At 63.2% G+C, this 23,573-nt stretch carries 26 protein-coding genes; 9 read left to right on the top strand and 17 right to left on the bottom strand.

The genetic code is table 11. The features are described 5' to 3' along the window. Nucleotides 1-9: 9 nt before the first annotated feature. The 14 genes from deoC to LC343_RS18630 form a co-directional block, all read right to left on the bottom strand. A complete protein-coding gene (deoC, locus tag LC343_RS18695; protein ID WP_223478693.1) occupies nucleotides 10-999 on the bottom strand; it encodes a deoxyribose-phosphate aldolase in 990 nt (329 codons plus the stop codon). After that, nucleotides 996-2,003: an ABC transporter permease gene (locus LC343_RS18690; RefSeq protein WP_223478692.1), complete on the bottom strand. Its 1,008-nt coding sequence runs from the start codon at nucleotides 2,001-2,003 to the stop codon at nucleotides 996-998. The genes deoC and LC343_RS18690 overlap by 4 nt, the downstream gene beginning before the upstream one ends. Further along, a complete protein-coding gene (locus tag LC343_RS18685) occupies nucleotides 1,996-3,483 on the bottom strand; it encodes a sugar ABC transporter ATP-binding protein (protein ID WP_223478691.1) in 1,488 nt (495 codons plus the stop codon). The genes LC343_RS18690 and LC343_RS18685 overlap by 8 nt, the downstream gene beginning before the upstream one ends. Next, on the bottom strand, nucleotides 3,480-4,484 hold the full coding sequence (locus LC343_RS18680) for a sugar-binding transcriptional regulator (RefSeq protein WP_223478690.1): 1,005 nt from the start codon (nucleotides 4,482-4,484) through the stop codon (nucleotides 3,480-3,482). The genes LC343_RS18685 and LC343_RS18680 overlap by 4 nt, the downstream gene beginning before the upstream one ends. Then, complete coding sequence (locus LC343_RS18675) at nucleotides 4,481-6,001, bottom strand: FGGY-family carbohydrate kinase (RefSeq protein ID WP_223478689.1); 1,521 nt, start codon at nucleotides 5,999-6,001, stop codon at nucleotides 4,481-4,483. Before LC343_RS18675 ends, LC343_RS18680 begins: the two co-directional genes overlap by 4 nt. Before the next feature lie 72 nt (nucleotides 6,002-6,073). Further along, nucleotides 6,074-7,096 carry a galactitol-1-phosphate 5-dehydrogenase gene (locus LC343_RS18670; RefSeq protein ID WP_223478688.1) on the bottom strand — a complete coding sequence of 341 codons (1,023 nt, stop codon included), beginning with the start codon at nucleotides 7,094-7,096 and terminating at the stop codon, nucleotides 6,074-6,076. Between the two features lie 105 nt (nucleotides 7,097-7,201). Beyond that, complete coding sequence (locus LC343_RS18665; RefSeq protein ID WP_223478687.1) at nucleotides 7,202-8,191, bottom strand: substrate-binding domain-containing protein; 990 nt, start codon at nucleotides 8,189-8,191, stop codon at nucleotides 7,202-7,204. A 361-nt stretch (nucleotides 8,192-8,552) separates the two neighbouring features. Then, nucleotides 8,553-9,464 (bottom strand): alpha/beta hydrolase, encoded by a 912-nt coding sequence (locus tag LC343_RS18660; protein WP_223478686.1) that lies wholly within the window; start codon nucleotides 9,462-9,464, stop codon nucleotides 8,553-8,555. Between the two features lie 51 nt (nucleotides 9,465-9,515). Continuing rightward, nucleotides 9,516-10,148, bottom strand: a complete 633-nt coding sequence (locus tag LC343_RS18655; RefSeq protein ID WP_223478685.1) for a nucleotidyltransferase family protein — start codon at nucleotides 10,146-10,148, stop codon at nucleotides 9,516-9,518. Further along, the gene (locus LC343_RS18650) at nucleotides 10,145-11,179 is read right to left on the bottom strand and encodes a molybdopterin-binding protein (protein ID WP_223478684.1); all 1,035 of its coding nucleotides are present in this window, start codon (nucleotides 11,177-11,179) and stop codon (nucleotides 10,145-10,147) included. The genes LC343_RS18655 and LC343_RS18650 overlap by 4 nt, the downstream gene beginning before the upstream one ends. A 3-nt stretch (nucleotides 11,180-11,182) precedes the next feature. Beyond that, nucleotides 11,183-11,887: an XdhC family protein gene (locus LC343_RS18645; protein ID WP_223478683.1), complete on the bottom strand. Its 705-nt coding sequence runs from the start codon at nucleotides 11,885-11,887 to the stop codon at nucleotides 11,183-11,185. 6 nt (nucleotides 11,888-11,893) lie between these two features. Then, complete coding sequence (locus tag LC343_RS18640; RefSeq protein WP_223478682.1) at nucleotides 11,894-12,220, bottom strand: XdhC family protein; 327 nt, start codon at nucleotides 12,218-12,220, stop codon at nucleotides 11,894-11,896. A gap of 19 nt (nucleotides 12,221-12,239) precedes the next feature. Continuing rightward, nucleotides 12,240-13,502 (bottom strand): vWA domain-containing protein, encoded by a 1,263-nt coding sequence (locus LC343_RS18635; protein ID WP_223478681.1) that lies wholly within the window; start codon nucleotides 13,500-13,502, stop codon nucleotides 12,240-12,242. Nucleotides 13,503-13,504: 2 nt separating this feature from the next. Beyond that, nucleotides 13,505-14,419, bottom strand: coding sequence for an AAA family ATPase (locus tag LC343_RS18630; protein WP_223478680.1), 915 nt, complete (start codon nucleotides 14,417-14,419; stop codon nucleotides 13,505-13,507). 140 nt (nucleotides 14,420-14,559) lie between these two features. Between LC343_RS18630 and LC343_RS18625 the strand changes: the two genes are divergently transcribed. The 8 genes from LC343_RS18625 to LC343_RS18590 all read left to right on the top strand — a co-directional run bounded on the left by LC343_RS18625 (nucleotide 14,560) and on the right by LC343_RS18590 (nucleotide 21,446). Then, nucleotides 14,560-15,714, top strand: a complete 1,155-nt coding sequence (locus tag LC343_RS18625) for a branched-chain amino acid ABC transporter substrate-binding protein (protein ID WP_223478679.1) — start codon at nucleotides 14,560-14,562, stop codon at nucleotides 15,712-15,714. Next, nucleotides 15,711-16,724, top strand: a complete 1,014-nt coding sequence (locus tag LC343_RS18620; RefSeq protein ID WP_223478678.1) for a P1 family peptidase — start codon at nucleotides 15,711-15,713, stop codon at nucleotides 16,722-16,724. The genes LC343_RS18625 and LC343_RS18620 overlap by 4 nt, the downstream gene beginning before the upstream one ends. 110 nt (nucleotides 16,725-16,834) lie before the next feature. Then, nucleotides 16,835-17,569 carry a DUF2259 domain-containing protein gene (locus tag LC343_RS18615; protein ID WP_223478677.1) on the top strand — a complete coding sequence of 245 codons (735 nt, stop codon included), beginning with the start codon at nucleotides 16,835-16,837 and terminating at the stop codon, nucleotides 17,567-17,569. 4 nt (nucleotides 17,570-17,573) lie between these two features. After that, entirely contained in the window at nucleotides 17,574-18,092 is a 519-nt protein-coding gene (locus LC343_RS18610) for a hypothetical protein (protein ID WP_223478676.1), read from the top strand. Between the two features lie 64 nt (nucleotides 18,093-18,156). Then, nucleotides 18,157-19,464: an adenylosuccinate lyase gene (gene purB, locus LC343_RS18605; protein ID WP_223478675.1), complete on the top strand. Its 1,308-nt coding sequence runs from the start codon at nucleotides 18,157-18,159 to the stop codon at nucleotides 19,462-19,464. A 47-nt stretch (nucleotides 19,465-19,511) separates the two neighbouring features. Then, complete coding sequence (locus tag LC343_RS18600; protein ID WP_223478674.1) at nucleotides 19,512-20,378, top strand: EamA family transporter; 867 nt, start codon at nucleotides 19,512-19,514, stop codon at nucleotides 20,376-20,378. A 227-nt stretch (nucleotides 20,379-20,605) separates the two neighbouring features. After that, nucleotides 20,606-20,830, top strand: coding sequence for a hypothetical protein (locus tag LC343_RS18595; RefSeq protein ID WP_223478673.1), 225 nt, complete (start codon nucleotides 20,606-20,608; stop codon nucleotides 20,828-20,830). A gap of 67 nt (nucleotides 20,831-20,897) precedes the next feature. Next, a complete protein-coding gene (locus LC343_RS18590; RefSeq protein WP_223478760.1) occupies nucleotides 20,898-21,446 on the top strand; it encodes an RBBP9/YdeN family alpha/beta hydrolase in 549 nt (182 codons plus the stop codon). A 10-nt stretch (nucleotides 21,447-21,456) separates the two neighbouring features. Here LC343_RS18590 and LC343_RS18585 read toward each other — a convergent pair whose 3' ends face one another. The 3 genes from LC343_RS18585 to LC343_RS18575 form a co-directional block, all read right to left on the bottom strand. Continuing rightward, nucleotides 21,457-22,230, bottom strand: coding sequence for an HpcH/HpaI aldolase family protein (locus LC343_RS18585; protein WP_223478672.1), 774 nt, complete (start codon nucleotides 22,228-22,230; stop codon nucleotides 21,457-21,459). A 13-nt stretch (nucleotides 22,231-22,243) separates the two neighbouring features. Next, complete coding sequence (locus LC343_RS18580; RefSeq protein ID WP_223478671.1) at nucleotides 22,244-22,561, bottom strand: DUF1476 domain-containing protein; 318 nt, start codon at nucleotides 22,559-22,561, stop codon at nucleotides 22,244-22,246. Between the two features lie 73 nt (nucleotides 22,562-22,634). Next, complete coding sequence (locus LC343_RS18575) at nucleotides 22,635-22,808, bottom strand: hypothetical protein (protein WP_223478670.1); 174 nt, start codon at nucleotides 22,806-22,808, stop codon at nucleotides 22,635-22,637. Here LC343_RS18575 and purC point away from each other — a divergent pair. Beyond that, nucleotides 22,807-23,571 carry a phosphoribosylaminoimidazolesuccinocarboxamide synthase gene (purC, locus tag LC343_RS18570; protein WP_223478669.1) on the top strand — a complete coding sequence of 255 codons (765 nt, stop codon included), beginning with the start codon at nucleotides 22,807-22,809 and terminating at the stop codon, nucleotides 23,569-23,571. The two genes, LC343_RS18575 and purC, sit on opposite strands and share 2 nt — an antisense overlap. Nucleotides 23,572-23,573: the final 2 nt, after the last annotated feature.

Raw genomic sequence — 23,573 nt, 5'->3', positions numbered from 1 at the left:
GTTCTAACCTCAGGCCATCGCGTGGCGGTTCAGGCTCGAATAGCGGCCTGTCAGATAATGTTCGAGCTGGCGTTCGATATCGGCGAGAAGCGAACTCGCGCCGATCCTGAACAGGTCCGGCTGCATCCAGCGGACGCCGAGTTCCTCCTTCATCAGGATCAGCCAAAGCATGGCGTCCTTCGCTGTCTTGAGCCCGCCGGCGGGCTTGAAGCCGACCGTCTGGCCGGACAGCCGGCCATAGTCGCGCAAGGCCCGAAGCATGATGAGGCTGACGGGCAGCGTGGCGTTCACGCTTTCCTTTCCGGTCGAGGTCTTGATGAAGTCCGCGCCGGCCTGCATCGCGATCATCGAGGCCTTGTAAACGTTGCGCAGCGTCTGAAGATCGCCAGTGGCGAGAATGGCCTTGAGATGCGCATGGCCGCACGCTTCCCGCATGGCGGAAACCTCGTCATACATCGCCTGCCAGTCGCCCGTCAGGATGTGTTCGCGCGTGATGACAATGTCGATCTCGTCCGCGCCATGTTCGACTGCGTAGCGGATCTCGGCGAGTTTCTGGGGCAACGGCGTCAGACCGGCGGGGAAACCCGTCGCAACGGAGGCGACCGGAACGCCCGATCCGCGCAGCGCCTTGACCGCATGGCCGACCATGGTCGGGTAGACGCAGACCGCACCCGTCGTGATCCGCTCGTCTTCGAGACCCAGTCCCTTGACGATATCGGCGCGCAGCGGATTGCGGGCCTTGGCGCACAGCCTGGCTACCCGTCCGGCGGTATCGTCGCCGGCCAGCGTCGTCAGGTCGATGCAGGTGATCGCCCTGACCAGCCATGCGGCCTGGAATTCCTTCTTCACCGTGCGCCGCCCGCCAAGCGACGCCGCACGGCGGTTCGCAGCCGAGGTATTCACGGCGATGGATTCGAACCATTCGGGCGTCAGAGGCGTGCCGGCGTTCATATGCGCGTTGGACTTGGCCAATGCGGCCGCGGAACTGAGGTCTGTCATGAACGACCCTTTCGGATATCGAGGAACCGGTTGAGCAGGATGGCGGCGATGATGATGATCCCGGTGACCGTCATCTGATAGAACGACCCCAGTCCGAGCAGATTGAAGATGTTGCGCAGGACCTGCAGGAGCATCACCGCAAAGAGTGTCCCGACAACGCTGCCGCGTCCGCCGAAAAGGCTCGTTCCGCCGAGAACGACGGCGGCGATCGCATCCAGTTCGAGGCCTTGCGCCGCGGTCGGCTGGCCAATTCTCAGCCGCGAGGTCAGGAGGATGCCCGCAAGCGCCGACATCAGTCCCGAGATGCCGAAGACGGCGATGATGATCCGGCGTGTGGGCAGGCCCGCAAGCCGCGCCGCTTCCGGGTTGCCGCCCGTCGCGTAAACATACTCACCCAGAACGGTGTATCGCAGGACCAGCGTGGCAACGACGCAGAGCAGGATGAAAATCAGCCCCATCGAGGACATGTTGAAACCGGGGAGCAGCGGGATCATCGTCGAACTGATCGCGGAAAAGCCGGACGGCAGGCCGCTGACGGGAACGCCATCGGTCAGGAGATAGGTCAGGCCTCGAAACGACACGAGACCGGCGAGCGTGACGATGAAGCTCGGGACCGCCGCAAGCGCGGTAATCGCCCCCATCGACATGCCGAAGGACGCGCCGACGACGAGGGTCACGAGGACCGACAGGGTCGGATCGACGCCCGCCGCAAGAAGCACCGCTACGAGCATGCCGCAAAACGCGACCACGCTGCCGACGGACAGGTCGATATTGCCGGTCAGGATCACGAAGGTCATGCCGACAGCAACGACACCCACGACGGCGGCCTGCTGGAACAGGTTGGAAATGTTCGTGAACGTCAGGAAGTTGTCGGACAGGAGCGATGCGATCACGACGACGAACAGGAATATGACGACGAAGTTGTATTGAATGATCGTGTCGACGATCCGCGCCCCGAGCGAAGGCCCCTGGTGCTTCCCCGTATCGCTGGTTGTGTCAGTCATGATGCTCTCCCAAAATCTGGGCCTTCAGAATTGTGTCCTGATCCGTAACGGCAGGATCGAAATGGCGGATGTTTCGGCCTTCGTGGAAGACCCAGATCCGGTCGCAATGCGCATACAGTTCATCGAGTTCGCTGCTGGCGACGATCACGGCGGCGCCGTCTTCGGCCAGCTTGGAGACGAGGTCGTACAGATCGGCCTTGGCGCCGACATCGAGCCCGCGGCTCGGTTCGTCGAGCAACAGCAGCCGCGATCCGCGTATCACCCATTTCGCCAGGACGATCTTCTGCTGATTGCCGCCGGAAAGCTGCATGGTCTTCTGTTCCGGATGGCCGTATTTGGTCGAGAGCTGCGCGAGCACCGGCACGGTCTGCCGCTTGCGTTCCGCGTGGCGCGCGGCCCACGTCCCTTTCAGCATTGGCAGCGTTGCATTCGTATAAATCGGGGCGTCGAGAATGAGGCCCTCGGTCTTCCGGTTCTCGGGAACGAGACCGACACCGCGTGAAATGGCCTGCGCCGGATTGCTCGGGTGAAAACTTTCGCCGTCAAATTCCACCTGGCCGGTGAATCCGCGCACGCCATAGAGCGAGCGCAGGAAACTGGTGCGCCCGGAGCCATTCAGCCCGGTCAGCCCGGATATCTCGCCCCAGCGAACCTCGTATCCCGATATGTCGAGCCCCTCGTCTCCCTTCAGGCGATCGACCTTCAGTGCAACGCGATCCGACAGAGGCGGTCTCTCATGCCGCTCCAGCAGGGAGCGGTTGCTGCCAACCACCGCTTCGACAAGAGTCTGGTCGTCCGTGCCCTCGACATCGAATGTGTCGATCGTCGCGCCGCCGCGCAGGACCGTCACCCGGTCGCCGATCTCGCGAAGTTCGCCCAGCCTGTGGCTCACATAGATGATCGCGACGCCCTGTGCCGTTAGTTCCCGGATCACTTCGAATACGCGTTCCAGTTCGGCTTCGTTCAACGCCGCCGACGGCTCGTCCATGATGATGACCTTGGCCTGCTTGGTCAGCGAACGGGCAATGGCCGTCAGTTGCTGGTTGGCGACCGAGAGCGTTTCCACGCGCCTGTCGGGCGAAAATCCCGCACCGACACGCCGCAGCGCATCGATCGCTCCCGCACGACGCTTCGCCTTGTCCAGCACACCGAGCCGGGACGGCGCCTGGCCCAGATAGAGGTTCTGTTCGACCGTCAATTGCGGAACCAGATCGAGTTCCTGGTAGATCATCGAGATTCCGTGCTCGGACGCTTCCGAGGGAGATCCGATCTGCACAGTGTTGCCGTCGATAGCGATCGTGCCGCTCGTCGGACGAATGGCGCCGGCGATAATCTTGAGAAGCGTGGACTTTCCGGCCCCGTTCGCACCGAGAATGCAGTGGACCTCGCCGCGCCGCACGTTCAGATCCGCCTTTTCGAGCGCGATCACGTTGGGCGGGAACGTCTTGGCCACACCGCTAACATTCATCACGTCGGTCATGTTCTGTCGCCCTCCGGCGCATTGTCGATCGCGTGGCGAGCCGTCGCCTCGTCGGTAATCAGGACCGATACGTATCCGGCCTTCAGGGCCGCCAGCGCGATATCGTGCTTTTCCTCGCCGGAGACGATGCCGACAGCGCGTTCGGTCTGCCGCAACGTTTCCAGCGGCAACCCGACCGTGCGGTCATCGAGCGCCTGGTCCACCGTGTTGCCATCGGCGTCGATAAATCGTCCGAGGACGTCGCCGACCGCGCCGCGTTCCTGCAACCTGTCGATGTCGTCCTCGGTCAGATAGCCGGAGCTGAGAAGGACCGACCGGTGCGAAATTCCGCCCATGCCGAAACAGATGATCCCGGCTTTCTCCGCAAGGCTGAGGACACGTTCGACCATGGGATCGGCCTCGAGGGCTTCACGCGTGCTCTTCTTTCCGACGATCGCCGGAACGGGCAGCAACGTCGCGCTTCCACCGGCAGTCTGCGCGAATGTCTCCGCCACGGCGCTGGTGCGCGTGGAGGTCAAACGGAGCGCGGTCGAGCCGTTGACGAGGATGACATGCAGGCCCGGATTCCATTTTTCGGGCAGACAGCGCGCAACCGCCGACATGGTTCGTCCCCAGGACAAGCCCATCAGGTCCGGTTTCGGGTTTATCGACGCGATATATGTCGCGGCCGCTTGCGCGACGGATTCCATCAGAAGCGCCGCATCGGCGATCTCGCCCATCGGCACCACGATGGCGTCGCGCAGATTGTAGATTTCCTGGAGTTTCACCTCCAGTGCCGCACGCCTGTTCGTGCGCGGCGTGATTTCGATGCGTACGATCCCGCCCTGCTTGGCTTCGGACAGGAGGCGCCCCACCTGCCACCGGGTCAGGCCCAGTTCACGCGCGATATCCTGCTGCGTGCGGTCCAGATCGTAATACATCTTGGCGACCTGAACCATCAGGTGTTCGCGCTGTTCGTCCGAGGGCAACCGGACAGAAGGGGTGCGTGCGGTATCGCTCATGGCATCGCCTCCGCCTGCTGCCGCTTAGCAAGGGTGTGCAGCAGCGGCCTCAGGGCTTCCGTCGCATCCTGATAAAGCGACAGAGTGTCCTGATACCAGCGGCTGCGCTCCTCGATCGGTTGCATCTCCTTGGTCGCGACTCCTATTCCCGCCGAGGCTGCTGCGAGATCCGGCCACATGCCAAGCGCTGTCGCTGAACAAACCGCCGCGCCGACCAGCGACAAGTTCTCTTCGGTCGCCACCGCGACCGGACGTCCAATCGCGTCAACCGTCGCCTGAAGCCAGGCCGCGTTGCGGCAGATTCCGCCCGCCATGACGAAACGCTCGATCTCGACACCGCGCTGGCCAAGCACCGAGAGGACATTCGCCGTTCCGAGCGCAATCGAGTCGACCGCCGCCGCATAGATGTCGGCACGCGAATGACCAAGGGACAGGCCCATGATCGCGCCGCGCAGGTCCGGGTCCCTGTAGGGCGTCCGGTTTCCCATCCAGTAGTCGAGCGCCAGCAGACCGTTCGCCCGCGCAGGCCGCGCCACGACTTCGCCGATCAATGCCTGATGCTGGCTGGCATCCATGCCGAAAATGTCGTTGCTCAGCCATGACAGGATCGAGCCGGACGACACCTGCCCCGCCTCTACCAGCCAGTCGCCGTCGGTCAGAGCATTCGGATACGGCCCCCAGAAGCCGCTCACGTCGCCCGCGCCAGCCAACTGGGTCAGATGCACGGTGGATGTCCCGCCGATGACCAGAACCCCGCCGGGGCGAACGGTATTCGCGCTCAAAATGCCGATATGTGCGTCGATACCGCCCTGTGCGACGACGGGCGTGTTCTCGATCCCCATCTCGGCAAGCAGCGGGCCCGCCGCATCCCCAATCACACCGCCGACCGGAACGATCCGTTGTGGCAGCTTGTCGGCGAGGTCACCGATCCCCAGCTCTTCATAGATCTCCGGAACGAAAACCTCGTTCAGCGAATCGTAGTTCCATTTGCACGCCGCGTTCATGCGCGACCCAACCCACTGACCGGTCAGATGGAAATTGATGAAATCCAGCGCCTCGCAGATCACGTCCGATTGGGCGTAGACATCCGGCTGGCGGCGCGCCGTCCACATCGCCTTGGGAACGAGCCATTCGACCGCGTCTTCGCCGCCGCAATAGGCCATGACCGGGTGATCGACCTTGGCGGTGGCGGCTGCTTCTTCCGATGCGCGGCAATCCATCCAGAGGATCGCGGGCCGGACGGGCTCGCCGTCACGCGTGCAAAAGGCAACTGTCGAGGCGGTTGTCGCCACGCAGATCGCGTCGATGCGCTTCGTTCCGGCAGAGGAAACCGCCTGTCGTCCGGCGGCCACCATGGAGGTCAGCCATTGCCGGCTATCCTGTTCGGCCCAGCCGGTATGCGGGAAGACCGTGTCGTAATTCGCCTCGGCGGTCGACACCATGGCGCGCGTATCGGTGCAGTATACGCCGGCACGAACGCCGCCGGTGCCGAAGTCGAAGCTCAATAATTTGGCCATTGAGGCACCTCCCCTGCACTGGCGTTGTTCTTATTGTCGTCGCGGTCGCCGGGTTGCAAGCATGTGCGCCCGTCAGGGGCGGAACATGATCTTGCTGTAATGCAGAGACTTGTCCGTCTTCAACCGCTCGAAGAAACCGGGCAGATCCTCCAGCGGCAGTTCATGGCTGATCATGAATTCCCATTCGAGCGCGCCGGATGCGAGCTTGTCGAGCGTAACGGACCATTGCGGTCCGGGGAACGGCGCGCCAAAGGAATTCCAGGCGCCATGCAGCGAAACTTCCTGACGCAGAAAATGCTGGAATGTCGCATTCTTGAGCTCGACTTCGCCGACCGGGATGCCGATGAACACGGCATGGCCACCGGGCGCCGCGAGGCGGATCGCCGGGTTGATCGAGCTGGGATGGCCGGCCGCCTCGACGATCAGGTTGCACAGCGGTAATTCGGACAGGTCGTCGCTGCCGAGCGCTGTATGCGTCGCGCCGGCCCGGCGCGCCATCTCGAGTTTCTCCGGCGAGACATCGATCGCGACAACTTCGCTCGCGCCCATGAGCTTCAGCCACTGTATGGCAAAAAGGCCGATCGGTCCGCATCCGACCACGCCGCCGATATCGCCCGCCGTCACGCCACCGCCTTTCCAGATCGCATGCAACGCGATGGAAGCAGGATCCGTCATGGCGATGGCGCGGGGATCGAGGTCTTGGGAGGCCTTGATGAGGTTCGATACGGGTACGCTGACATATTCGGCATAGGCACCATCGCGGCGCGAACCGAAATAGTCGTAGTTCCTGCAACGGGAAAACTGGCCGCGCTGGCACTGGTCGCATTCGTAGCAGGGAAGCATCGGCGGGATCGCGACGAGTTCGTCCTTCTCGAAGCCCGACACATCGGGCGAGAGCGAAACGATGCGACCGCAAAATTCATGCCCGCATATCAGCGGCATCTTGTGAGCGCCCTTGATCAGCATGCGCGGGAAATCGGATCCGCAGACGCCGACGGCCTCGACTTTGACAATCACATGACCGTTCTTGGGCTCGGGATCGGGCACGTTCTCGAGACGGATGTCTCCGGGCGCATAGAGGACAGCAGCACGCATCGCGGGCACACTCCTTGAATTTCGCGGGGTTTCCGCCGCGCAGTCATGCACGCTGGGCGGTTGGGTCGAGGGCGGAACGACTTCGCTCCGCCCTCCCGGTATGGATTACTCGAAATTGATTTCCGGCCGGTATTCGGCAAAGAGGCCGTCACGGGGGAAGTCTTCGACATTGTCCTTGGTCACGGCCTTGGAGCCCGCATCGACGAATTCCGGCACGTCCGATCCGGCGATCGCTTCACGCGCCACCTGGATCGTCACATCACCGAGATACTGCGGATCGTTCAGCGCGGTCGCCACGTAGTTGCCACCGGTCGCCATCACTTCCAGAGCTTCGGACAGGCCGTCCACGCCGGCGACGAGAACGTCGTCACGGCCGCTTTCCTGGAGAACCTGCAGAGCACCGAGGGCCATGTCGTCATTGTGTGCGTAGACGACCTGGACATCGGGGTTGGCCTGCAGCAGGTCCTGCATGGCGACAACGGCGTTCGCGCGGATGTATTCGGCGTAAGGGCCTGCAACGATCTCGTGGCCCGAGCCTTCCATGGCGGCATGGAAGCCATCGCGACGATCCATCATGACCGCGCCACCGGCATCGCCCTGGATTTCGATGATCTTGGCGCCTTCGACGCCGTCTGCGGCAAGGCGAGCCTTGACCGCTTCGCCGACCATCGATCCCATCGCGACGTTGTCACGACCGATATGCGCGACGACGATGCCTTCGCGAACGCTGCGGTCGACCGTGATGACCGGAATGCCGGCTGCATCGGCTGCTTCCAGCGACGGAACCACGGCGTCCGGATTGACCGGGTTGATGATGATTGCATCCACGCCCTGCGTGATCAGGTCCTGGATATCGTTGTTCTGTTTGCTCACGTCACCGTTGGCATCGAGGAAGATGAGCGTGTCGCCACCTGCCTCTGCGGCCGCCTCGGCGCCGTTCTTCAACTGCACATAGAACGGGGACTGAAGCGTAACCTGGCTGAAGCCGATTTTCAGGCCATCGGCCATCGCGGACGTCATGCCGGCACCGGCGACGAGCATCGCAGCCGATGCTGCGGTTGCGAACAGTTTCATTGCATTGCGACGAGTCTTCATAAAGATCCTCCCTGGGAGATACGGTCTCCGGTTTCTTCGACTTGCCTCCGACAAATCAACAAATGAGCAATTTTTGCACATCTGCTGATTGATGGAAGCAAGACGAAATCCCGTTGTCAATACGGGTTGGCCGCATTCCGGGAGGCCTCTTTCACGATTTCATTTAATCTCTATATTTCAGATATTTAACGGAATTCTTTCAACGCGAACTTCACCGCCGAAAAAATCAAGTCGAAAATTTCCGAGAAAAATTCCCGGACAGGACTGCCGCGCAAATGTGCACTCTCGGGTGAATAATGCGCCGATGAACGAGCGGCAGCACGCCGCCGATTCTCAGGCTAAGCACTCGTAAGAAGGCTTCTCAGCCCGACCGCGCTGACAGCATCCAGTTGATCATGTCGCGCCAGTCGGTCATGCGGATTGGCGTGCCATGGCCGCCGGTTTCGAACCGCACCATGCGCACGGGATAGCCCTGCGTTCCGCGCAAGGTGCGGTAGAAGGCTTCGACGCCCTGCACGGGAATGACGGAATCCGAACCGCCATGCGCGATGAAGACCGGCACGCGGTTGCGATAAGCGGCCGAGCCGACAAAGGCGTCGCTGCCGAAGGAGCCGAGCAGCGCAATGCCCGCCAGGCGCATCGCGACCTGATCGACATGCGCCAGCGAGTGGCAGACCGCACCACCCGCCGAGCCGCAGGCCAGGACAACCCGCGCGCCCGGCACCTGCCGGAACACCGCTTCCAGCAAAAGCCGGATTCGCGCGGCCGCCATGTCGCCGAGATCGCCGCCATCCGGCGTGATGTAGATCCCGCTGTTGCGCACCATCAGGTTCTTGATGCGGTTGAAATTGCCACCGAATGAGAAGTCGTTGACGCCCTGGCTGCGGTCGCCGCCGCGCCCGTGGACATAGACTGTCACGAGGCGCGTATTGACGGGATTGCCGACGACGAAGAACCGGATCTCGCCAGCCGCCGTCTGCAGCGCCTGCTCGGATTGGTACTTCTTCGGCGCAAGGTCCACGTAGCGCCGGTTGACGCGTCGTTCGGGCACCTGGTCGCGCTTGTTGATATCGCGCAATTCGCGGTAGTCGACCGTGATATACGCCCCGCCGTCACGGCTCTCCAATGTGCCCGGATAGGCGAAAAGGCGATCCTTGAAGGGCTTCAGCTCAAACGCCCCGGCGGGAGCCGTAGCCAACGCGGCGAAGGCGACGATGAAGAGAGCGGCCGACAAGAGACGCGCCGTCGGTTTCCTCACGCCAGGTAGAATCATCGTCCGCCTCCATTTCATGGCGCGAACCCTAGAACCGTTCCGCAAAGCGTTTCAATTGCCGGAAACGGCAGTCCGCGCACGCGCCCTCGCCATGTCCTCCGGCGTGTCGAGGTCAAGCGCGCCGTCCGGCCCGGTTTCCACCGCCACCATCGTTTCGTTATTGGCCGCGAGCAGGCTGCGCACGCCCCGGTCGCCCTTCAGTGCATCGATCGTGTCCGCGATGCGCGCCGGGAGCCAGACGGGATGCGCGGGCCGGCCTTCATGCACCGCCTGCACCACCTTCTCCGCATCGTCCGCAGCCGCGCCAAGCACGGCGTCGAGAGCCTCGACGGGAAGAAAAGGCATATCGCCGAGCAGGACAAGGACGCCCGACGCCCCCTCACCCATGGCGCATCTGAACCCCTCCCGGATCGAGCCGGACAGGCCTTCCGCAAAGCCGGCATTGTGGACGAAGCGGCAGTCGAGGCCGGCAAGCGCGTCGCGCACCCTGTTCGCCTCGTGTCCCGTCACGACATAAAGCGGTCGCGGCGCGCTCGCCAACGCCCGCTCGGCACTGCGCCGGATGACCGGCACACCCGGCTCGATTTCTTCCAGCAGCTTGTTGCGCGTGCCCATGCGCCGCGACAGCCCGGCGGCGAGCAGAACGGAGGCGGCGTTTTCCGGACGTCTTCGTTCCACCGTCATTTATCTGATTCGGGCGCCTGGCGTTCACGCGGATGCGGACGGATCGGGATTTCCGTCAGCAGGCCGCCGACGCCCATCGAAACGATATCGTCGCCCTTCACCGCGATGCCGGCACACAGCCGCCGCATGACCCAGTCGAACCCGTTTTCCTTTGGGCTGCGCGCGCAACCCGGCGCACCGATTACCGGCTTTCCGCCAATCTCGCCCAGCACGAGCAGGTTACCGGGGTCGACCGGCATGCCGACATGCAGGATAGCGCCGCCCGCCTGCTCGATCGCCTTTGGCACCACGTCGCGCGGGTCGGTCACGGCGGACGCGCCGAACACCAGCACGATATCGTTTTCCGCGATCTGCGCGGCGATTTCCTCGGCGAGCGGTGCGACGGCGTGGTCGGTGCGGCTTTCATCCGTCATCACGGCGTGCATGCTTTCCAGGCGCGCATTCGTTATCCGCCACGTCTTGTCCAGCATGGAAGACTTCGTTCCCTTCACACGCGTCTGGATCATCGCGACCTTCAAACCCCGGCGGAACGGATGGACACGGATCGTGTCGGGCGCCGTCACCTCGGCTGCGGCCTTCTCGACCAGAGCGCCATCGACGGCGAAAGGAATAATCTTCACGGTCGCGATCATCTGGCCCTCGCGGACCGGCGAATGGTTCGGCAAGGTGGCCAGCGTGATCGCCGGATCGACGGTATTCAGCGCATCGATGCGCCCGGGCGCGACAACGAGAACACCATCCGCCGCCGCGTGAAAGTTCACGCGCCCGGTGCCGACATCCTCGCGTCGGAATCCCTCCAGCGCGAAGACATCCGCGATATGTCCGGCCGCCGCGTCCTCTGTCATGTCGCCGGCTTCGGGGATCGCGACGGTGATTTCGCCGATGCCGGCTTCACCGATCGCCACAAGGCTTTCCGGCGTCAGCACATGCCCCTTGCGCAATTTCCTGCGCGGCGCGATCTGGATGGAATGAGCGAGCGTCGCGCCAACCAGATCGTCGGCGTCGTCGAGCGGGCGGGTTCCGAACCACATGGCTCAGGCGGCCGCCTTGCCTGACACGATTTCGCGCTTGCGGAACGCCTCGATCACCTGGGCGAGCACCGCCACCGCGATCTCCGCCGGGCTGGACGCGCCGATATCGAGCCCGATCGGGGCCGCAATGGTGTCGATCGCCGCCTGTGGCACGCCTTCCGCCAGAAGGCGCTCGACCCGTTTTCCATGCGTCTTGCGGCTGCCGAGCGCACCGACATAGAAGCATTTCGCCTCCAGCGCGGCCTTTAGCGGATAGTCGTCGATCTTGGGATCGTGCGTGACGGCGCACAGCGCGCAATAGGGATCGAGCGGGCGCAGCTTCAGCACATCCTCCGGCCAATCGTCGTCGAGGCGCACGCCCTCGAACCGTTCCGGCGTGGCGAAAGCGGTGCGCGGATCGATGATCTCCATGTCGTAGCCGGCAAGCGCCGCCATCGGGGCCATCGCCTGGCTGATATGGACCGCGCCGATCACGACCAGGCGGGGCGGCGGCAAGTGGACATTGATGAAGAAATCGCGCCCATCGACCGTCACGACGCCGGACTTGCCGGTCTGAAAAGTCCTCGCGAGTGCATCTCCAAGCTCCCCGGCGACGGGATCGCCTTCCTTGACGACACGATCCCGGCCATCGCCAAGATCCGTCACCAGGGCAATCGCTTCGCGCGCGGCGCGGGCGGCATTCAGTTTCTTCAGCGAAAGCGGATCCATGGCGGTCTACCCGATACGCTCGACATAAACGCGAATGCGCCCGCCGCAGGACAGGCCAACACGCCAGGCCGTCTCGTCGGCAACGCCGAATTCGAGCATTTTCGGCTCGCCCGTCTCGATCACATCGAGCGCATCGGCGATAACCGCGCCCTCGACGCAGCCGCCCGACACCGAGCCCTCGAAATTCGAGTCCGCGTCGATCACCAAATGGCTACCGACCGGGCGCGGCGCGGACCCCCATGTCTCGACAACGGTGGCGACGGCGACAGGGCGTCCCTCGCCCATCCAGGCTTCCGCCACCTTCAGCGGATCGTCATGAAACTGTTCGCTCATTTGCTGTCCTCCCACCCCGTCATGCCGCGCGGTCCAGTTCGCGCATCCATTGCATGGGCGATTTCATGCGTGGATTGGACGACGTTCCCGCGCCGAGCGCAAGACACAGATCCGAGATCGAATTCAGCGAATGCACCGGGCGGAACTCGTCGACATGGGGCAGCATGGCCCGCACGCCCTTTGCCTTGGCCTGGAACCCCTCGAAACGCAGCAGCGGGTTCAGCCAGATCAGCCGGCGGCAGGACTTCTGCAGCCGTTCGGTCTCGTGCTGCAGTCCCTCGGTGTCATCGCGCTCCAGACCGTCCGTGATCAGCAATACGATCGCGCCCTGCGACAGCACGCGGCGCGACCATTGGCGGTTGAAGGTGGCGAGCGTCACGCCGATGCGCGTGCCGCCCGACCAGTCATCCACCGCCCGGGCACTGTCCTCGATGGCCATATCGATATCGCGATGGCGCATCTGGCGGGTCACATTGGTCAGCCGCGTGCCGAACAGGAATGTATGCACATGGCGGCGATGCTCCGTGAGAGCATGGAGGAAATGCAGGAACACACGCGAATACTGGCTCATCGAGCCTGAGATGTCGGCAAGGACGACCAGCGGCGGGTGCACCATGCGCTGTTCGCGGAATTGCGGGATAACGAGATCGCCCCCGGTTCGCATCGCCTGGCGCATGGTCCGGCGCGGATCGACACGCGTCTTGCGGGTCGACGGCTTGAACCGGCGCGTGCGCACCTCGTCATGCGGCAGCCGCAATTCGGAGATCGCCTTTTTCGCGGCGACCAGCTCGGCGGCGGACATCTGCGCGAAATCCTTGTCGCGCAGAACCTCGCGGCCCGAAAACGTCATTCGGGCGTCCACCTCGATTTCCGGCGGCCGTTCCTCGGGCTCGCGTTTCTTGTGCCCCTCGAACATCGCATCGGCCACGCGGGATTCGCCTGCCCGCTTCTTTTCGGCTTCGCGCGTTTCCGGCGCCTTGGGCGAGAACATCTGCAGCATCTTCTCGATCAGTTCGCGCGAGCGCCAGAACAGCTTGAACGCCTCGTCGAAGACGACACTGTCCTCGTGGCGCGTGACGAGAACCGCATGAAGCGTCCAGTAGAAGTCGTCGCGCGAGCCGATTCCCGCCGCCATCACCGCTTCGATGGCGTCGGTCACCGCAGCGGGGCCGACCTTCATGCCAGCCTTGCGCAGCGTCCGCGCGAAATAGACGATGTTATCGGCCAGCCGGCCCTCTTCGGCCTGCGTGGGTGTGTCCGGACCGGAGGAAACAGTCGCCATCGTCACGCCGCGTCGAGATCGGCCTTGACGTCATCGAGGATGCGCTTGCCTTCGGAGCCTTGCAGCCGGGCGATATCGTCCTGGTATTTCAGGAGAACGCCGATCGTGTCGGAAATCGTTGCCGGGTCGAGGGCGACGCGGTCCAGTTCCGTGAGCGCAGTCGCCCAGTCAATCGTCTCCGCGACGCCCGGAGCCTTGAACAATTCCATCTCGCGCAGCTTCTGGACATAGCCAACCACCTCTTCCGAGAGGCGGCGATTGGCCTGCGGCGCCTTGCGGGCGACAATTTCCAGTTCGCGCTCGGCGGTCGGGTAATCGACCCAGTGATAGAGGCAACGACGCTTCAACGCGTCGTGGATCTCGCGCGTCCGGTTGGTCGTGATGATCACGGCGGGCCGCTCGACGGCCTTGATCGTCCCGTATTCCGGTATGGTGACCTGAAAATCGGACAGCACCTCCAGAAGGAAGGCCTCGAAGGCTTCATCGGTGCGGTCGAGTTCGTCGATCAGGAAGACCGGCGGCCGGCCGGGTTCGCCGGACAGGGCTTCCAGCACCGGGCGGCGGATCAGGTAGTCGTCCGAGAAAATGTCCTTGTGGAGCGTCTCGCGCTTCGTCTCGCCGGACGCCTCGGCGATCCGGATGTCGATCATCTGCGCGGCATAGTTCCATTCATAGACCGCCGAGGAAATATCGAGCCCCTCATAGCATTGCAGCCGGATCAACGGCCGGTCTAGTGCCTTCGACAACACCTTGGCGATTTCCGTCTTGCCGACGCCGGCCTCGCCTTCCAGGAACAATGGGCGGCCCATCTTCAGGCTGAGATACAGCACGGTGGCCAGCGAACGGTCGGCGACATAGTCCTCGCCGTTCAGCAATGACAGGGTTTCGTCGATCGAGGCGGGCAGTGCAATCGTCATGTCGTGGTCATTCGCTCCGAGGCAACCGGTTCCGCGGAACATAGAGACGGTGGCGTCCGTCGCCAAGGGCTGATCGGTCACGACCCGAAAGCGCCACCTTTGGCCTTGCCCTGAGGCGGCGCGGCGTGCATCAAAGTGACATGTCCAGACGCAGTCGCAATTCGAGACAGAATGCTCCCCGCTTCGGGCGTTTTGGCGTTCGCGCGGCGGTTGCCGCTGCCGCCATGTTGCTGCTGTCCGCGCCCGTGGTTGCAAAGGAAGGCGGCGCAATCGGCGTTTCCGCGCCGATCAGCGGCTTCTACGCCGTCGTGGGCAAGGAAATCGAGAAAGGCGCGCGGGCAGCGGTGGACCGGTTTCCGGATGCGCGTATCGAACTCCATGACGACGAATGCGAGCCGGAGGGCGGCGTGAAAACCGCCGACGAGATGATCGAATCGCGCGTGCGGATCGCCATCGGCTATCCCTGCATCGAAGCCTTCGATGCCGCCATGCCGAAACTCGCGGATGCCAATATTCCGCTGCTGCTGATCGGCGTGCAGTCCGAGGCGATTACCGTGGACCGGCGCAAGGGCAACTGGCCGGTCCTGCGCCTTGCGCCAAAGGCGTCCGACGAAGCCGACGCCATTGCCGATTATCTCAAGGAAGCGTGGCGCGGCATCAATTTCGCGATCATCGACGACGGCACGCTTTACGGCCGCCAGATCGCCGAAGAGGTTCGCTTCCGGCTCGAGGAAGACAATCTGAAACCGGTCTTTACCGACACCTACCGGCCGCAACTGGAAAATCAGGTGGCGCTGGTTCGGCGGCTGCAAAAATCCGGCGCGACGCATGTCTTCGTTGGCGGCGACGCCTTCGACGCGGCAATCATCGGTGCGGATGCCGAAGCCGTTGGCGTGTCGCTGACACTTGCCGGAGGAAGCGCCTTCGTCGCCTCGCCGGACGATGCCGTGCTGGCCGACGGAACCATCCTCGGCGCACTGCCCGCCTGGTCGGGAGCGGGAGAGCTTCCCAAGGCGCTTGCCGACGCCACGGAAGGCGCGACTGTCATCGGCAACAGCTACCTCGTCCCGACCTATGCCGCGTTGCAGATCGCGATGGCCGCTCTCGAAGGGCTCGATGCCGACGAACCGATTTTTTTCGGCGATTTCCTCGGCCGTACCTTCCAGACGGTGCTGGGCCCCATCCGCTTCGACGGCGATGGCAATGTTTCGCGCAATCTGTTCCGGATCTTCGTGATCGAGGACGGCCGCCCCGTCGCGGTTTCCGGCGGTTCCAGCACGGGCTCCATTCAGTGACCGACTGGACGCGCGGCAAGCGGAACCTGATTACCGATGTGGCGGGAATTGCCGTCGGGAATGCCGACGATCCGCACCTGAAATCCGGCGTCACCGCCATTCTCTGCGAAAAACCATCGACCGCCGCCGTACAGATTCTCGGCGGTGCGCCGGGTACGAGGGAAACAGACCTTCTCGAGCCACACCAAACGGTCGAGACCGTCGATGCGCTGGTGCTTTCCGGCGGTTCGGCCTTCGGACTGGACGCGGCGTCCGGCGTTCAGGCGGCGCTCGTCGAGGCGGGACGCGGTTTCGCCGCCGGTCCCCACCGTATCCCCATCGTGCCGGCGGCCATCCTGTTCGATCTCGCAAATGGCGGCAACAAGGACTGGGGACGCTATCCGCCCTATCGCGAATTGGGATACGACGCGCTGAAAGCCGCCGATACCGAGTTCGCGCTCGGCACTGCCGGTGCAGGCGCCGGCGCGCGCACGGCCGACCTGAAAGGCGGCCTCGGATCGGCCTCCGCGGTGCTGGAGGGATCGGGCGCCACGGTGGGGGCGCTTGCGGCGGCCAATCCGGTCGGTACGACCACGATCGGCGGAACGCGCCATTTCTGGGCAGCGCCCTTCGAGATCGGCGACGAGTTCGGCGGGCTCGGCTTGCCGACGCCGCTACCGGAAGGCGCCACGGACATCCGCCTCAAGCACAGGGCGGTCAATCCCCGCGCCAACACGACCATCGCCGTCATCGCCACCGACGCGCTGCTGACCAAGGCCGAATGCAAGCGTCTGGCGATTTCGGCCCATGACGGTTTCGCGCGCGCCATCTGGCCCTGTCACACGCCGATGGATGGCGATCTCGTCTTTGCCGTCTCGACGGGGCACAAATCGCTTCGCCCCGGCGGCGATGATTTCATCGACCTGTGCGCGGCAGCGGCCGCAACGATGTCACGGGCCATCGCGCGCGGGGTTCATGCTGCCACGCCAAGCGAAGGCGATGTCCTTCCGGTCTGGTCGGACCGTTCCTGAGCCCCGGCCTTTACCTTGTCCGCAACCTGATGTCGTCGCTGCTGGACAGCGTCGACACATGGTCCCAGAATAGGAGCAAGGCAATCAAACGGGATGACAGGAGGGCGCAAATGAGGATTTGCAGTGTTCTCGGTAGTTCGGCACTCGTCATCGCGGCTGCCGTATCACCGGTTTGTGCCGGCGACGCATCAACGCTCGATATTCTCGGTTTCAGCGCCGACGGCGCGATTTTCGCATTCGAGGAATACGGACGCCAGGACGGCTCCGGCTTTCCCTATGCCAACCGCTTCTACATCGATACGGCGAGCGACAGCTTCGTTTCGCCCTCACCGATCCGCGTTCGTCTGGACGACGAGACCGTCAACGTCGATGCGGCGCGCCAGCAGGCGATGACGGCGGGACAGGGAATCGTCACCGACGCGGAACTCGCCGACAATCCGGGATACCTGGCGGGGTTCAATGCGATTACCGAGCTTTCCGCCGATCCGCATCGCATGGCGGTCAATCCGCGCCCTGTTTTCCCGGCGATCGATTCGCCGCTCGAATTCAGGATAGAGGAACTGAGCTTCGCGGCGTCCGGCACCTGTGCCGGGCTCAACGACACCACCACCGGGTTCCGCCTGCTCTCCATCGATGCCTCTCCCGGTGGTACGACCGAAATCCTTCACGAAGACAGTTCGGTGCCTTCCAGCCGCGGCTGCCCGATCGGCTACCGGATCGGCGGCGTCCAGACATTCATGCAAAACGGCCAGTCGGCGCTCGCGGTCATGATCAGCGTGATCAGCTACGGTTTCGAAGGACCGGACCACCGGTGGATGGCCGTGACAAGGCGTCCGGCAAACTGACGCCATGGAAACATCTGTCGCCCTTGCACGCCCTGCGGTGGCGCAATCGAGCATGCTGACACGTCTCTTGCAGATCGTCGCCACCGCGTTGGCATGGGCCGTCCTGATGGGCCAGTCGGCGCTTGTCGGCCTGCTCTTTGAGCGCGGTCGCATTCTCGATCCGCAGGTCGTCGAGATCGCTGCCCTCTACGGCGTAGGCGGCCTCATCGGCTATCTCTTCGCGCACTTTCCAATCTTGTGGCTTGTCCGGCGCAGTTCGCATCCCTGGAGCCTGCTGATCGCAGCCTGTGTGCTGACCCTCTTCACGCTTGGTGCGACCGCGGGCGTGCTGGCGCTCGAATACCGGACCTATTACGCGCAGTGGCACGGCTATCCGCTGTCGATCGTCTGGTTCTACCAGCAATTCTACACCGCGCTTGGCTCGACATATCAGTTCGCGGTCCTCGGCACGCGGCTCTACTGGCCGCTCGGCCCGGTCTCCCTGGTCGCGATGAGTTGGTGGTTAACCCGAAGGGCGAGTTGAGCGCGGCGCGGCGGTCTGGTAACTGGCAGCGCATATTCTCTCATTGTCCGTAAAGGCGTCCCTCATGATTCCCCGCTATTCCCGGCCGGAAATGGTCGCGATCTGGTCGCAGGAGACCAAGTTCCGTATCTGGTTCGAAATCGAGGCGCATGCCTGCGACGCGCTCGCGAAATTGGGCGTGATCCCGGAAAGCGCGGCGAAAACCATCTGGGACAAGGGCGGGGCGGCAACCTTCGATATCGACCGCATCGACGAGATCGAGCGCGAAACCAAGCACGACGTGATCGCCTTCCTGACGCATCTGGCCGAGATCGTCGGGCCGGACGCCCGTTTCGTCCACCAGGGCATGACCTCGTCGGATGTGCTCGACACCTGCTTCAACGTGCAGCTGATGCGGGCGACGGACCTCCTACTCGCCGACATGGACGCCCTGCTTGCCGCGCTGAAGAAGCGCGCCTTCGAGCACAAGGACACGATCACGATCGGCCGCAGCCACGGCATCCATGCAGAGCCGACCACATTCGGCGTCAAGCTCGCGCAGGCCTATGCGGAATTCTCGCGTTGCCGCGAAAGGCTGGTTCATGCGCGCGCGGAAATCGCGACCTGCGCCATTTCCGGCGCGGTCGGCACCTTCGCCAATATCGATCCCCAGGTGGAGGAGCATGTCGCCGAGGCGATGGGCCTGACCGCCGAACCCGTCTCGACGCAGGTCATCCCGCGTGACCGCCACGCGATGTTCTTCGCGACGCTCGGCGTCATCGCGTCATCGATCGAGCGCCTCTCGGTCGAGATCCGTCATCTTCAGCGCACCGAGGTGCTGGAGGCCGAGGAATATTTCTCGCCGGGCCAGAAAGGCTCGTCGGCCATGCCGCACAAGCGCAACCCCGTGCTGACCGAAAACCTCACCGGCCTCGCCCGCATGGTGCGCGCCTACGCCAATCCGGCGATGGAAAACGTGGCGCTGTGGCATGAGCGCGATATCTCGCATTCTTCGGTCGAACGCATGATCGGCCCGGACGCGACGGTGACGCTCGATTTCGCGCTGGCGCGCCTGACCGGTGTCATCGACAAGCTTGTCGTCTATCCCGACAACATGCTGGCGAACCTCAACAAATTCCGTGGCCTCGTGCATTCGCAACGCATGCTCCTCGCCCTCACCCAGGCCGGCGTGAGCCGCGAGGACGCCTATCGTCTGGTGCAGCGCAATGCCATGAAGGTCTGGGAACAGGACAAGGATTTCCTGGAGGAGCTCCTCGCCGACGCCGATGTGCGCGCTGCCCTGCCCGAGGAAACGATCCGCGAGAAATTCGATCTCGGCTATCACACCAAGCATGTCGATACGATCTTCAGGCGGGTTTTCGGAACCGCCTGATCGACTGACTTGGCGCGCGCCGGCGCGTTCCGGCCCGGACAGATCAGATGCCCGTTGCGCATATCCTGCTCGCCATCCTGGCAAGCGCCATGTACGGCTTCGCTTTCGTCGCGATCAAGCTGGCGGTCACCGACCTGCCGCCCTTGCTGGTGACGGGCTACCGTTATCTCTTCGCCGCAATCCCGCTGATCTTCTTCGTTCCGGTCCCCAAGGTGCCGCTCCGGCTTCTGGTCGCTTACGGCGTGACGCAGGGCGCGGTGATGTTCGGTCTGCTGTTTTCGGCGATCCGGCTGGGCATGCCGCCGGGCCTCGCCTCGCTGGTGGTGCAGATGCAGGTGTTCTTCACCGTGCTGTTTGCCGTCATCGTCTTTTCCGAACGGCCGCGCAGGCATGAAATCGCCGGCGCGGCAGTCGCGGTGTCTGGCATCCTGCTGATCGGCTTCGCGAATGCCGAAATCACGCCACCGGTGCCTTTCCTGATGGTTATAGCCTCGGCCGCGGCATGGGGCCTGGCGAACATCATCGCAAAAGCGGCAAAGCCAACCGCAATGCTGGGCTTCGTGGGCTGGTCGAGCCTCGCCGCACCGATTCCCCTGTTTGCGCTGTCCATGGTCTTCGAAGGCACGATGTTCGGCTTGCCCGATCATGTTCCCTCCGTCACATCGGCGCTGTCGATCGCCTTTCTCGCCTACCCGACCACCGTGTTCGCCTTCGCGGCATGGATCCATCTGCTGCGCAGTCATCCAGCCGCCACCGTGACCCCGTTCGCGCTGCTTATCCCGGTATTCGGAATGGTCTCTACGGCGATCGTATTCGGCGAAGCGCTGACGCCCCTGACGGCAGCGGGATCGGCGCTGGTCTTCGTCGGTCTTGCGGTCAACGTATTCGGGTCGCGTCTGCGGTTTTTCCGCTAAACCGCGCGAGAGTGCGCCGGATTCTCCCGGATTGTGACCGGGCGTAATCTCGTTTGATCCGGGCTGAAAATCTCTAACGATCTGTATTTTCTTTCATTTTCCGGCCAGACCCGAATGGAACGCGATTCCTTTCGAACCGAAACGCCATGTGAACCGATCGGCTCGGAAATCACCATTTTCAACCGCCAGGTTTCTCTCATCCGCAATCGGATGAAAGGAGACCTTAAATGGTGGACTATCGCGACGACTTCGACACCCGATCCGGCATGTATCCCTATCAGGACACCGGAAAAGCCAGTTCGACCGGCCCGATGATCGCCTTGGGCGTCATCGCCCTCATGATCGTCGGCATTTTCTTCATGTCTGGCGGAACCGGGAACATCGACACCGAAGTGACCGCCCCCGCCGTCACGGCCCCGGCGATCTCGGATACCGTGCCGGCGGCTCAGTAACGCCCTGCCTCGAAAACTCTTCATGCGCCGGATTGACAAATGGCGGCGGAATGCCGACCTCCGACGCATGAAGATCAAGGACGCAGAAATCCTCATCATCCCCGGCTACACCAATTCCGGGCCCGATCATTGGCAAAGCCGGTGGCAAAGCGGCATGCCGTCCGCGCGCCGCGTTGAACAGGCCGAGTGGTCGAAGCCGGTACGCGAGGACTGGATCGCGCGTGTGCGCGAGGAAATCGATCGTGCGGAAAGGCCGGTCGTTCTCGTGGCGCATTCTCTGGGAGTCGCGGCGGCCGTGCACGCGATCCGGGACGGAGCCGAGAACGTCCGCGGCGGGTTCTTTGTTGCGCCGCCCGACGTCGCCAATCCGGATGTCCGGCCGAAGCACCTGATGACCTTTGGCCCCTATCCGCGCGACCCGCTGCCCTTCCCCTCTTTCGTGGTGGCCAGCCGAAACGACCCGTTCTCCAGTTACGAGGAGGCCGACGATATCGCCGATGCGTGGGGCTCGTTCCTCGTCGATGCGGGCGAATCCGGCCACATCAACGCCGAATCGGGACACGGGCCCTGGCCTGAAGGTTTGATGGTCTTCTCGGAATTCATGAAACGGCTTTAGCGCCGCCGATTTATGCTTCGGCGGCCGCCAGGATCGCTTTCTGCCCGGCATCGAGCATCACCGTATCCAGGCCAAGCGCGATGAAACGATAGCCGAGTTCGATGTAACTTGGCGCAGCGGACGGTGCCGCTGCGAAAATCGCCGCATGCTTTCCGGAGTCGCGGGCGATGCGCGCGACATTCGCCACCGCTTCCTGCATGTCCTCCGACGCCGGGTTCACCGCCGCGCCGTTCGACCATGCAATCGAGAAATCCGAAGGCCCGACAAACAGGCCGTCGATCCCGTCCAGCGCGGCGATATCGGCGGCGATCGCGTAGGCCTCACGGGTCTCGATCATCGCGAAGGCCAGCGTCTTCCTGTTGGCTGTCGAGAGATGGTCGTTTCCGCCGGCCAACCCGCGCAGCTTGAGCGCGCGCGTCGGCCCCCAGGACCGCCCGCCAACGGGTGGATACTTCATCGCATCGCGAAACGCTTTCGCGTCCTCGATGGAATTGATCATCGGTGCGATCACCGCATCCGCGCCCATGTCGAGCGCACGCGACGCCATGCCGAAATCGCCCTGGGCGATACGCACAACCGCCGGTTTTCCGCCTGTAATGACCGGAGAAAGCCCCCGCGCGACGCTTTCGACGTGATGCGCGCCATGTTGCATGTCCAGCGTGACGGCGCCGAACGGGCCCTGCGCGAACACTTCGATGAGGCCGAGATCGGGAAGCGACGACCAGACGGTAAACACCGTCTCGCCGGCGCTCAGCCGGTCCGCGAGGGAATAGTCATGGGTCATGTCGGGCGCCGGATCAGTCGCTCTGGACCTGCTTGACCGCCTCGGCGAGCAGTTCTTCCATGGTGCGGCGGATCTGGTGGTCCGACTGATCGACGCTTGCGGCATCGAAATCACCGCGGATCTTGCGGAAGACGTCCTCGTCGCCGGCCTCTTCGAGGTCCGCGATGATCACTTCCTTCGCATAGGCTTCCGCCTCGGCTCCGCTCTTGCCGAGTTTTTCGGCCGCCCAGAGGCCGAGCAGCTTGTTGCGACGCGCCATTGCCTTGAACCGCAGTTCCTGGTCATGGGCGAACTTGTTCTCGTAAGCGTCCTCACGGTCTTTCATCGACATGGCGATCGTCTCCATTGAAAGGTCTTTACGGCGCGATTCCCGTGCCGGTCAGATGGGTGTTGGCACGTCTAAATCAAATGGCCGGCAAAATATCAACTCGATTGCGTCCGCCCATTGGTCGCATGAGGAAAATGACTGGATAGGCGAAGGCTACGTTTGTGCTTACGCGACGTTTGGAGTAAACGGCGCAAATGACATCGCGGTTCGGCCGCGGCAGCCATTTTTCAATGCAGAGCACGAATTTCATGAAACAACGCCGCCGCATCTACGAAGGCAAGGCCAAGATCCTTTACGAAGGCCCCGAGCCCGGCACCCTGGTTCAGTTTTTTAAGGACGACGCGACCGCCTTCAACAAGAAGAAGCACGACGTCATTGAGGGCAAGGGCGTCCTCAACAACCGGATTTCCGAGCATATCTTCACCAATCTGAACCGGATCGGCATTCCGACGCATTTCATCAAGCGCCTGAACATGCGCGAGCAGCTGATCCGCGAAGTCGAGATCATCCCGCTCGAGGTCGTCGTCCGCAACATCGCGGCCGGCTCGATTTCCAAGCGCCTCGGTATCGAGGAAGGCACGGTGCTGCCGCGCTCGGTCATCGAATTCTATTACAAGGCCGACGCTCTCGATGATCCGATGGTCACCGAGGAACACGTCACCGCCTTCGGCTGGGCGAGCCCGCAGGAAATCGACGACATCATGGCGCTGGCCATCCGCGTCAACGATTTCCTGACCGGCCTCTTCCTCGGCATCGGCATCCAGCTCGTCGACTTCAAGATCGAGTGCGGGCGGCTCTATGAGGGCGACATGATGCGCATCGTCGTCGCCGACGAGATTTCCCCCGATTCCTGCCGGCTGTGGGACGTCAAGACCAACGAGAAGCTGGACAAGGACCGCTTCCGCCGAGACATCGGTGGGCTCGTCGAGGCCTATCAGGAAGTTGCCCGCCGGCTGGGCATCATGAACGAGACAGAACAGTCGCGCCCCAAGGGCCCGGTTCTGGTGAAATAAGC

The organism is Oricola indica (genome assembly GCF_019966595.1).
Classification (GTDB): domain Bacteria; phylum Pseudomonadota; class Alphaproteobacteria; order Rhizobiales; family Rhizobiaceae; genus Oricola; species Oricola indica.
Note: the sequence above shows the minus strand (reverse complement) of the source record. Positions and strands in the feature narration are given on the sequence as shown.